At 72.7% G+C, this 10,669-nt stretch carries 10 protein-coding genes; 6 read left to right on the forward strand and 4 right to left on the reverse strand.

Features of this window, described 5'->3' with window-relative positions; translation table 11 throughout:
• Positions 1 to 16: 16 nt before the first annotated feature.
• Positions 17 to 2,209 (reverse strand): FUSC family protein, encoded by a 2,193-nt coding sequence (locus ACIBUY_RS26910; RefSeq protein ID WP_365566108.1) that lies wholly within the window; start codon positions 2,207 to 2,209, stop codon positions 17 to 19.
• Between the two features lie 302 nt (positions 2,210 to 2,511).
• On the opposite strand from ACIBUY_RS26910, the gene ACIBUY_RS26915 reads away from it, so the two are divergent.
• From ACIBUY_RS26915 to ACIBUY_RS26925, 3 genes are all read left to right on the forward strand, one after another.
• Positions 2,512 to 3,120, forward strand: coding sequence for a hypothetical protein (locus tag ACIBUY_RS26915; protein WP_365565805.1), 609 nt, complete (start codon positions 2,512 to 2,514; stop codon positions 3,118 to 3,120).
• A gap of 5 nt (positions 3,121 to 3,125) precedes the next feature.
• Entirely contained in the window at positions 3,126 to 3,848 is a 723-nt protein-coding gene (locus tag ACIBUY_RS26920) for a fibronectin type III domain-containing protein (RefSeq protein WP_365565803.1), read from the forward strand.
• A gap of 122 nt (positions 3,849 to 3,970) precedes the next feature.
• On the forward strand, positions 3,971 to 5,101 hold the full coding sequence (locus ACIBUY_RS26925) for a glycoside hydrolase family 88 protein (RefSeq protein ID WP_399153964.1): 1,131 nt from the start codon (positions 3,971 to 3,973) through the stop codon (positions 5,099 to 5,101).
• Positions 5,102 to 5,114: 13 nt separating this feature from the next.
• Here ACIBUY_RS26925 and ACIBUY_RS26930 read toward each other — a convergent pair whose 3' ends face one another.
• Entirely contained in the window at positions 5,115 to 6,752 is a 1,638-nt protein-coding gene (locus ACIBUY_RS26930) for a penicillin-binding transpeptidase domain-containing protein (protein WP_399153965.1), read from the reverse strand.
• Between the two features lie 197 nt (positions 6,753 to 6,949).
• Here ACIBUY_RS26930 and ACIBUY_RS26935 point away from each other — a divergent pair, with 197 nt between their 5' ends.
• The gene (locus ACIBUY_RS26935) at positions 6,950 to 8,185 is read left to right on the forward strand and encodes a hydrolase (RefSeq protein WP_399153966.1); all 1,236 of its coding nucleotides are present in this window, start codon (positions 6,950 to 6,952) and stop codon (positions 8,183 to 8,185) included.
• Positions 8,186 to 8,226: 41 nt separating this feature from the next.
• On the opposite strand, the gene ACIBUY_RS26940 is transcribed toward ACIBUY_RS26935, so the two are convergent.
• Entirely contained in the window at positions 8,227 to 9,102 is an 876-nt protein-coding gene (locus tag ACIBUY_RS26940) for an SGNH/GDSL hydrolase family protein (protein WP_399153967.1), read from the reverse strand.
• Between the two features lie 149 nt (positions 9,103 to 9,251).
• The gene (locus ACIBUY_RS26945; RefSeq protein WP_365565794.1) at positions 9,252 to 9,416 is read right to left on the reverse strand and encodes a hypothetical protein; all 165 of its coding nucleotides are present in this window, start codon (positions 9,414 to 9,416) and stop codon (positions 9,252 to 9,254) included.
• Positions 9,417 to 9,664: 248 nt separating this feature from the next.
• Here ACIBUY_RS26945 and ACIBUY_RS26950 point away from each other — a divergent pair, with 248 nt between their 5' ends.
• Complete coding sequence (locus tag ACIBUY_RS26950; RefSeq protein WP_399153968.1) at positions 9,665 to 10,099, forward strand: tautomerase family protein; 435 nt, start codon at positions 9,665 to 9,667, stop codon at positions 10,097 to 10,099.
• Positions 10,096 to 10,578: a GNAT family N-acetyltransferase gene (locus ACIBUY_RS26955; RefSeq protein ID WP_399153969.1), complete on the forward strand. Its 483-nt coding sequence runs from the start codon at positions 10,096 to 10,098 to the stop codon at positions 10,576 to 10,578. The genes ACIBUY_RS26950 and ACIBUY_RS26955 overlap by 4 nt, the downstream gene beginning before the upstream one ends.
• Positions 10,579 to 10,669 lie beyond the last annotated feature (91 nt).

Raw genomic sequence — 10,669 nt, forward strand, 5'->3', positions numbered from 1 at the left:
TCGGGCCAGTCAATCATCAACTCCCTTGCGTGCGTGGCCCCACCGGCACCTCCAGAGGCCTGGCCAGACCCGTGATGCCCTCGTCGAGGCGCTGCAGATGGCGCAGCACGCGGAACGTGACGGTGTTCGCGGCCGGGACGCCGAGACCGTCGGTCTCCAGCATCGCCGCGATGCTCGCACCCGATTCGACGCTGCCCGTCGTGTCCGTCTCGTTCACGTGCGCGACGAGCACATCGATGTTGTGGGCGATGCGGCGTGCAGCGCGGCCCAGGCGCGGATCGGCGCCCACCCGCTTGCTGTACGGCACGAGTTCGGCGGTCGCCGCGAGCGAACGGGCGTGGTACGCGGACGTCTCCAGGAGCGCCACCAGGTAGCGGGCGGTCTGGCGCCGCTCGCGCAGCGGGGTGATCGGATGCGTCAACGGCTGCACGGACGCCCGCAGTTCCTCCAGCGCCGTGTCCAAGTCCCGCGCCTTGTCGAGGAGGTCGGCCGCCGGGCCGCCGCTGAGCTGCTCCACCGCGCCCGCCACGACGTCGCCGAGCCGCTCGAGGACGGTGGCGAGCAGCTCGTCGGTACGGCTGTCCGTGCGTACCGGCAGGACGAGCATGGCCGCGATGATGCCGCAGGCCGCACCCAGTGCCGTCTCCTCGATGCGCAGCACCAGCACGTCGAGGCTGTAGGTGTTCAGCAGGGTGTAGAGCAGGCCCAGCATCGCCGTCACGAAGAACGACATCAGCGCGTACGACAGGGGAGCGGTGAAGAACATCGCGAACACGCAGAGCAGGACCAGGACGAACGCGAGCCAGGTGTGATGGCCCACCGCCCCGGCGAGGGCCACTCCGGCGACGACGCCGAGGACCGTGCCGAGCAGCCGCCGGTAGCCCTTGACCACGATCTCGCCGGTGGAGGCCGTGTTGAGGAAGACGACCCAGCAGGTCAGTACCGCCCAGTACCAGCGCTGGCTGGACAGGAACTCGCCGCCGACGATGGCGAGCGCCGAGCCGACGGCGACCTGGAAGGCGGCGCGGGTGGTGGGCCGGCGCAGCCCCGCAGGGTCGTCCGCCGCCTCCTCGGCCTCCTTCTCCGCCCCGATGATGGACACGTCCTCCGCGTCGAACTCCTCGCGCGAACGCGTCGTCGCGGGGGAGTCGTCGGACTCGTCCTGCGGCCCGTCGAGCGCGAGCCTGAGGCCCATCACCGCGCGGGCGGCCTCACCGATGCCGCGGAACACGTCCTGTGTGGCGAGGGTGGCGCCGGGCGGGATGCGCTCCTCGTCGCGGTAGCCGAGCAGCCGGTTGCGGACGTGGGCGACGGCGGTGCCCCGGTTCTCGTCCGCGGGCCGCGACACCATCAGGTGCAGGGCGCCCAGATCGCGCCGGAGCGTGGCGGTCGCCTCGTCGGCGCCGTCGAGGTGCAGCAGTCGCCCGCCGGCCGGCACCGGCGCCCCCGGCAGGTGCAGGGTCAGCGTGTCGGCGCGCTCGGTGCTGCGGGCGTTGAGCAGCAGCATGCCCAGGCGCTCGGCGGCGACCTCGGCGTCCGCGACGCGGCGCTGGATCAGTGAGGCCGTCGCCTCGTCGCGCGCACCGTCCTCGAGCCGGCCCTGGATCATGAGCGCGGCCTCGTGCAGGCGCGCGGTGTGCCGGCGCAGCTCGTCGAGGACGTCGTCGAGCTCCTCGGGAGGCGCGTCGAGCAGCCGTGTCTGCGCGGTGACCAACTGGGCGAGCCGGGCCCGGAACGCCTCGCGCAGCCGCCCGAGAACCCGCTGCGGCGTCTCCGGCACGAGCACGAACCTGGCGACCGCGCTGCAGGCGAACGCGATCGCCAACGTGCCGAAGAGAGTGGGGAGTTGATCCACCGTCGCGTTCACGAACAGGGACACGAAGTAGACCTGGAAACCGATCAGGCCGAGCGCCGTGCCCCGGTCGCCGAATCTGCGACTGTAAACGGCGCCGAAGATCAGCGCCACGAAGAACACGTCGCCGACGACGACCAGGCTGTGCAGCAGCGCACCGAGCGAGACCGCCGCGAGGGCCGTCGGCACGCCGAGTGCCAGCGTGAGGGCCTGTCCGCGCACCGTCTTCTCGCGAATCGCGAACGTGCCGACCATCGCGGCCATCGCGCCGGCCACCATGTGCGTGACATCGGTGCCGAGCAGTGCGAGCACCGCGAGCGCGAGGCCGATGGCGGCGACGGTCCGCAATCCGGCCATCAGCCGCAGCAGTCCTGGGTCGGAGGCCACGAAACGGTTCCACGTCCGGCGCGGGGCCGCACCCGACCACACGTGCCGGGTCACCTGGGTCACCTGCGTCACTGCCTGCGTCACTCCAAGATCGATCCGTCGTCCGTGCCCCCGAGCATACGAGGATGCGAAGGCACCCTTGACGTGAGCATGGTCTGGTCCTTTACTGCTCCGTGCCGCGGTTCATATGGAGACGCGGTGTTCACAGACCTGAATTCCGGCCCGGCTGGGCCGAGTTGACCCGAACCATCGGAACAGGATGTGAGGCACACATGTCGATGAAGCGACACGTCGTCCTGGCGGCAGCGGCGACGACCGGGCTGCTGATGGCCGCCCCCTACGCGCACGCGGAGGTCGAGCCCGGCGGCTGGACCTCCGACTCCCCGACCTACACGACCCAGGAGCGCGGCTGCGGCGACGTCAACGGCCTGACGTTCACCCTGAGCTGCTCGGACGGCAGCGGCGAACAGCGGGCCGAGCGCCGGTACGCCACCTACACCGGCGGCACCCACCAGTTCGAGGGCTACTTCAAGATCAACAGCATGGGCGGCAGCCGCCTCAGCCTGAAGCAGACCTTCCGCGACACCAGCGGGAACCAGGGCCCGTTCTTCCTGCTCGCCGTCGAGCGCGGCGGCCGCCTGTACAGCGTGGAGGGCGGCGCCACCGTCGACTCGGGCGCGGCCACGGTCGGCGCGACCGTCCGCGTCAACACGGTGAACCAGGTCGGCGGCACCCACCGCACCTACATCAACGGCTCGCTGCGCAACACCGTCGCCAGCGCCTCGGGCAGCTACTACGACAAGTTCGGCGCCTACCGCACCAGCAGCGGCGCCGGGCCGATCTCGGTGACCTGGAGCAACGTCAAGTTCTGGCACAAGTAGGCCGCGTGCTCCCGGCCCGCCGCCCCCTGTGGCTCCTGATGATGGCTCTGCTGTGCCTGCTCGGCCCGACCGGCTGCGCCGCCGACCGCACGACGGCGCACCCCGCAGCCGAGCCGGCCGAGCTGACCGCGACCCGCGTCTCGCCCGTCGACATCGACCTGACCTGGCGGACGCGCGAGCAGGGTGCGGCGGGCCAGGCCCTGGAGTTCGCCACCGCACCGCACGGCCCGTACACCCTGCTCCAGTACCTGCCCGCAGGCCAACACACGTACCACCACCGGGACTTGATCCCCCACACCACCTTCTACTACCGGCTGCGCCCCTACCTCGGCACCGCGTCCAGGGCCGTGACCGTGAACCTGCCCGGTGGCCGGGCGAGCCCGGACGACCGGCCGTGGGCGCGCCCCCGCACCACCGGCCGACCGGCGCCCGACCCGGCGCGCACCGGCACGGCAGCCGCCGCACCCGCGGGCCTGTCGGCCACCGTCCGCGCCGCCGACGGCATCGAGTTCCACTGGGGCGACCGCTCCGCCGACGAAGCGGGCTTCCTCCTGGAGGACCGCCCCCGCGGCGCCGCCGCCTTCCGCGTCGTCGCCGTCGTCGCCCCGGGCATCGACACCGTCGGCCTGACCACGCTGCCCGACGAGCGCCGCGCGCAGTACCGCGTCCGGTCGTTCCGCTACGGCCCGGCCTCGAACGTCGTCCACCTGACGACGGGATCGGCCTGACCCGCACCTCCACCCGCACGCACCTCCACCCGCACGCGCCTCAACGGTACTGGCCCCACCCGCACGCGCCCCCACCCACACTCGCCCCCACCCGCACCCGCCCCACCGAGACGAGGCCCCACATGCGCAGACGCCACTTCCTAGCCGGCGCCGCCGCCCTCACGGCGACCGCCGCGCTCACCGCGCCCGCCGCCCACGCGGCGCCCCGCCCCGCCGCTCTGCCCACCCGCGCCGAGATCGTCGCGGTGCTGCGCCGCGTCGCCGACCACTGGATCGGCGCGCACACCGACCCCGGTGACAACCTGTGGGCCAACGCCACCTTCTTCAGCGGCCTGCTCGCCCTGCACCGCCTGACCGGCGACACCCGCCACCTCACGTACGCGCGCACGTGGGCGGAGAAGCACGACTACGCACTCAACGGCGGCGTCACCACCCGGCACGCCGACAACCAGTGCGCCGCCCAGGCCTACCTCGACCTGTACGAGGCCGAACCCGAGCAGGCGAAGATAGCCGCCCTCGAGGCGAACCTGCACCGCATGACGTACACCGACCAGGTCGACAAGAACGACGACTGGTGGTGGGACGACGCCCTGCACATGGCGATGGCGCCGTTCGCCCGCCTCGGCGTCCTGCGCGCCGACACCGCCTACACGGAGAAGCTGCACCGCCTCTACACCCACACCAAGTACGCCGAGGGCGGCCCCGGACTCTACGACGCGGCGAGCGGCCTGTGGTACCGCGACAAACGCTTCCTGCCCGGTGGCATCGTCGCGCCCTCGGGCAAGCCGGTCCTGTGGTCCCGGGGCAACGGCTGGGTCGCGGGCGGCCACGTCAAGTCCCTGAAGGCGCTGCCGGGTTCACATCCCTACGTCCCCGAATACCGGGCCACGCTCACCCGCCTGGTGCAAGCGGTGGCCGCGGTCCAGCGCACCGACGGCTTCTGGAACGTCAACCTCGCCGACCCCACCCATCTGCCAGGCCCCGAGACGAGCGGCACGAGCTTCTTCCTGTACGGCACCGCGTACGCGATCCGCACCGGACTCGTCGACCGCGCGGCGCTGGAGCCCGTCGCCGCCCGTGCCTGGCAGGGCCTCGTCACCAAGGCCGTACACGCCGACGGCGTCCTCGGCTACGTACAGAAGGTCGGCGACCGCCCCGAGTCCAGCCAGCCGATCACGTACGACAGCACGGCCGACTTCGGCGTGGGCGCCTTCCTGCTCGCGGGGACGGAACTCGCCGCGCTCGCCGGCTGAGCCGCCCGGCCGGTCACTCGCCCCGGTCGACCGCCCTGAGGACCGCCCCCACCAGCGGTCCCGACGACTCCCCGCCCCGTCCGCCGCGGCGCATCACGGCGGACGCGGCGAGGTCGTCGTGCCAGGCGGCGAACCAGCCGTTGGGCTCCTTCTGCCCGATGACCTCCGCCGAGCCCGTCTTCGCCCCGATGTCGCCGTGCAGCCCCAGCATCGAACCCGCCCCCGAACCGGCGGTCGCCACCGTGTGCAGCAGGTCCTTCAACTGCGCGTGCGCGCCCCGGTCCAGGGTGCGGCGCGCCGTCGCGAGCTTCCGGTGGTCGACCGAGGGCGCCACGAGGTACGGCTGCCGGAACTGCCCCGTCCGGGCGGTCGAGACGACCGAGGCCATCGTCAGCGGGTTCATCCGCACCTGGCCCTGCCCGATCATCTGGGCCGCCTTCGACGCGGCGTGCTCGACCGGCACGGACCCGTCGAACGCGGGGACGCCGACCGACCAGTGCTCCCCGATGCCGAAGACGTCCCGGGCCTGCCGCGACAGGTCGTCGTCGGCGATGCGGCCCGCCTGCGTGATGAAGGCGGTGTTGCAGGACGCCGCGAAACTGGTCCGGAAGGTGCCGCCGGCGATGTCGAAGTCGTCGACGTTGTGGAACTGCCAGCCGCCGTACGACGCGGTCTTCGGGCACGGGTGCGGCTTGTCCGGGTCGGCGATCTTCTTCTCCAGGAGCAGCGACGCCGTGATCATCTTCATGGTCGAGCCGGGCGCGAGCCGCCCTTCGAGAGCCGTGTCCTCGCCGCCCGCACGGGAGTTGGCGACCGCGAGGATCTCCCCGGTGGACGGTTTGAGGACGACGAGCGAGGCGTCCGGGCGCAGCGCGACCTCCCGCTCGGCGACCTTCTGCACCCGCGGGTCGATGGTGGTCGCGAGCCGGCCGGGCGCGCCTTCCGGGACCGAGAGCAGGGACGTCCCGGTCGGCGGCTCCGCGTCGCTGCCCGCCTTCGCCGAGGACGCGAGACGCAGCTCGACGCCCGGCCTGCCGCCCGCCGTCTTCGCGTACGCCCGCCGCAGCCCGTCCACGACGGGCCCGAGCGAGGGGAACGCCCGCGTGTCGAGCGCGTGCCCGTCCCGGTCGATCGGGGTGACCGGAGCCGCCCCGGCCTCCTGCGCCAACAGCCGCTTCCCCTCGGTGAGTTGAGGGTGCAGCACCTGGGGCTGCCAGCGCACGACGGCCTCGCCGTCCCCGGGCCTGCGCACCACCGTGAGCGCGCTGTCGTACGTCAGCGGGGCACGGGCCCCCTCGTAGCGGAACTCGGCGCGCACCGAGAACGGGACCCGCGTCCCGTCCGGTGTACCCGGCTTCAGGTCCTGCGCGGCGAGATGGGCACCGTCCTGGTACTCCCGCAGTGCCGCGCCCGCGGCCTTCGCGTCGTCGGTGTCGTCGGCGGCCGCGTCCACGTCGCCGTCGGCCCACGCGTGCAGGAAGTCGTCCGCCGCCGAGCGGACCTCCGACGCGGAGATCGGCCCGGTCCGCGGCGCCTGCTCCCCGCCGAACGCCGCCCACGCCCCGAGCCCGGCCCCGACCAGGCCGAGCGAGGCCGCGCCCGCGATCCACAGGTGCCGTCTGCCACGGGGGGTGCTGCGCTCGCCGTCCACGGGGCCTCCGCCCAGTCGTTCCTTGATCCCGACGCCTCACACTAGGGCGGCGGACGCCGCCGCCCCCTGTCGGAGTGCGCCGTTCAGGGGGCACCGTCGAAGGACGCGCATGGGGACGCTTCTGGGGGATGCCCCCCAACCGGTCCTGCGGGTTCACCGGATGGTGCGGCCCCTCCCCGCCCGGCCAGGCTTGGGCCATGGACGCTCACGAGATCCCCGCACCACCCGGCGGCCCGTCCCGCCGCTCCCTCCTCGTCGCCGGCACCGCCCTGTTGGCGCTGACCGCGACACCCGCGGCGGCGGCGCCGGACCGGGTACGGATGCGGCTGCCCGCGCCGACCGGCCCGTACCCGGTCGGCACCACGGCCCTGCGCCTGGTCGACACCTCCCGCCGCGACCCCTGGACGGGCGGCCCCGCACGGGAGTTGATGGTGGACGTACGTCATCCGGCCCGCTCCGCGGCGGGACATCGGCGCGCTGCGCAGATGACGGCAGGGGAAGCGGCGGCCTTCGACCGGCTCAACAACTTCGAGGGCCTGCCCACGGGCCGCGTCGACTGGTCCGCCACTCGCACCTTCGCCCACGCCGGGGCCCCGCTCGACCGGCGCACACCGCACCCGGTGGTCCTCTACTCGCCCGGCGTCCTCGACCCGCGCACCCTCGGCACCACGCTCACCGACGAACTCGCCTCATGGGGGTACGTGGTGATCGCGGTCGACCACCCCTACGACGTCTCGGCCGTCGAGTTCCCCGGTGGGCGGATCGAGACGAGCAGGCTGCCGCAGGAGTTCACCGCCGCGCAGCAGGCGGGCCCGGCGGCGGTCACCGCACTGCTGAAGAAGACCACCGCGGTCCGCGTCGCCGACCTGCGCTTCGTCCTCGACGTCGTCGAGCGGGCCTTCGACGAGGGAGCCCTGTGCCGGGCGCCGATCGGGGCGTTCGGCCAGTCCGCGGGCGGCTTCGCCGCGTTCCAGGCGCTGCACGACGACCGGCGGCTCGCGGCCGCGGCGAACCTCGACGGCGTCCTCGCGTACGTCCAGGACGACCACGACGAGGGGAACCTGTCCGGCGTCGCCGCCCACGGCACGGACCGGCCGCTGCTGGTGATGGGCAGCGAGGGAAACGACCGCACGACCGTGCCCTCCTGGCGCGCCCTGTGGCGCCACAGCACCGGATGGCGCCGGAACCTGTCCCTCCAGGGTGCGCACCACGCTACGTACACGGACGCGACGACCCTGCTTCCGCAGATCGCCGCCCGCCTCGGCCTGCCGCACCGCACCCTCGTGGACTGGGTGGGTACGGTCCCCGCGCAGCGCGCGGTCGCGGCCCAACGGGCGTATCTGACCGCCTTCTTCGACCGGCACCTGCGCGGCCGGGACAGCGGCCTGCTCGACGGGCCCTCGGCGCGCCACCCGGAGATCACTTTTGTGTGAGGGAAGTCCGGCGGCCACGGCCGCCGGACCTCGTGCGGGACTCAGCCCAGGCCGAGCGCGCCGATCGTGAGGTCCGCCAGGGCGGCCTCGCCGAGGGCGTTCGGGTGCACGGGCACGAAGTTGGTGCCGAACAATGCCGGTTCCACCCAGCGCGTCCCGCTCGCCTGACACGCGTCGTGCCCCTCGGACGCCGCCGCCACGTCGACGTAGGTCGCCCCGGTCTCGGCCGCCGCCCGCCGCACCGCCTCGTTCAGATGGGTCTGGATGTCCCGCACGTACGGGACGTCGCCGGACGCGATCGGCATCTTCACGAAGCAGCCCGCCTGCGCCGTCGCCGGCATGATCCACGGGTAGCCGAGGATCGCGACGCGCGCCTGCGGCGCCTTGTTCCGCACGGCCTGCAGCGCGGCCTTCACCGCCGGATACGTCTTGCCGTCGATGTCGTCGGCGAACTTGCTCCCGTACAGCGACGAACAGGGGTGGCCCTGGCCGGCGGTGGCGACCCCCGCCGACGCGCACGCCAGGATCGTGCTGATGAACGTGTTGTTGTCGTTGCCGCCGATCGTCATCGTCACCAGGCGGGTGTCCGCGCCCAGCGCGTCCAGCTGCGGGGCCACGCCCGGGTACTGCGACCCGGCGTAGTCCTTCGTCTGCGCCCCGCCGCAGGTCACGTCCTTGAGGGCGGCGCCGGTGCGCTGCGCGATCACGTGCGGGTAGTTCGCCGTCGAGCGGGCGCACAGCGGGCTCGCGGACGGGTCGAGCGGCAACACCCCGGAAGCGGCGCTGTAGCTGTCGCCCAGCGCGACATAGGGGAGGGGCTGCGGTGTCGCCTGCGCCGGTGCGCCGAGGCCGAGAGCTGCCGCTCCCGTCGCCACGGCGACGGCCGCCAGCCGCTTCCTGAACGCGCGAATCGCCATCTGGTGCTCCTTCGAAACCGGCTCGGCTCATGGCCAAGTTCCGTATGAGACAGGAGAGTTCAGCGCTGACGATTGAAGCTACCGACGAGTTCGAAAACGAGTCAATAGGCGTGCGCAGGGTGGTGACCTGGCGGAAGGAGGGGGAGGGCTCAGCCCGTCTGTGCGGAGTCGTCCCGCGCGTGCCCGAAGTCGAGGACGTCCTCCGCGGTGCGCTCGGTCTGCTGCGCCGCTTCGCGTACGTCGGCGAGGACGTCGCCCTGCTCGTCGACGAGACGGTCGTAGATGGGCGCCGGGGCGGTGGACGGTGCGGGCACGGTGCGTTGCTCCTGCTCTGAGTGGCGTGGACGCCACCTGGTCGTTCGGGACAAAGGGGGACCCTACGCGGCGCCGCCCGGCGAGGGCCAGCCGGGGTGCGCCCATGTCATCCTCGCCACACTCTCCACTGTAACTACTAGTATGTACGAACCGTTTCCCGTACTGCTTCCCGTACTGCTTCCGTACTGCTTTCCGTACCGCTTCCTGCACCGCCTCCTGCACCGCAAAGATCGAGGAGTTCGCCCCCATGCCATTGGTCCGGATCGACGCCCTCACCGCCGACAGCGCCCGGCTGCACGCCCTGGGGCGCGCCGTGCACGACGCGCTCGGCGAGACCATGGGTTTCCCGCCCGACGACCTGTTCCAGGTGCTGACCGCCCACGACGGGGTCCGCAGCACCCTGCGGTACGACGACTACCTCGGGGTGGAGCGCGACGACGACGTCGTGTTCGTCGGGATCACGCTGCGCGCGGGCCGCCCGCCCGGCCAGAAGCGCGCCCTGTACCGGCGGATCGCCGAGCTCGCCCACGCGTACACGGGTACGGAGCCCCGGAACATCCTCGTCACGCTCACCGAGAACGCCTCGATCGACTGGTCGTTCGGTCATGGGCTGGCGCAGTACCACCTCGACGACCGTGAGGGAGGGGCGGCACAGGGCCCCGTGCCAGACTCCGGCCCATGATGATCAGAGACGCCCGGGACGACGACTGGCAGCGCATCTGGCCGTTCTGGCGGCGGATCGTGCGAGCCGGCGAGACCTATACCTGGGACACCGACACGGCCGAGCCCGAGGCCCGCGCGCTGTGGACGGGTCCGGGCCGGCGCGTGTTCGTCGTGGAGGACGACGCCGGGACGATCGTCGCCAGCGCCTCTGTGAAGGCCAACTACGGCGGCGCCGCGGCGGACGTCGCCAACGCCGGATTCATGGTGGACCCCGACCGCGGCGGCCACGGATATGGCCGGGCCCTGGCCGAGCACGTCCTCGCCGAGGCCCGGGCGGACGGCTATCGCGCGATGGTGTTCAACGCCGTCGTGGAGACCAACCCGGCCGTACGGCTGTGGAGTTCGCTCGGCTTCACGATCCTCGGCACCGTGCCGGACGCCTTCGACCACCCGCGTCACGGCCGGGTCGGGCTGCATGTCATGCACCGGGCGCTGTAGGGCGGGGCGGAGCGCTCGAGGGCAGTGCGGACCCGGACACCCGTCAGGTTAGGGTTACCTAACCAGCGGGGTCGCTTCCTCGTTGGGCCGC

The sequence above is a fragment of the Streptomyces sp. NPDC050085 genome (genome assembly GCF_044460595.1).
In the GTDB taxonomy this organism is placed as follows: Bacteria; Actinomycetota; Actinomycetes; order Streptomycetales; family Streptomycetaceae; genus Streptomyces.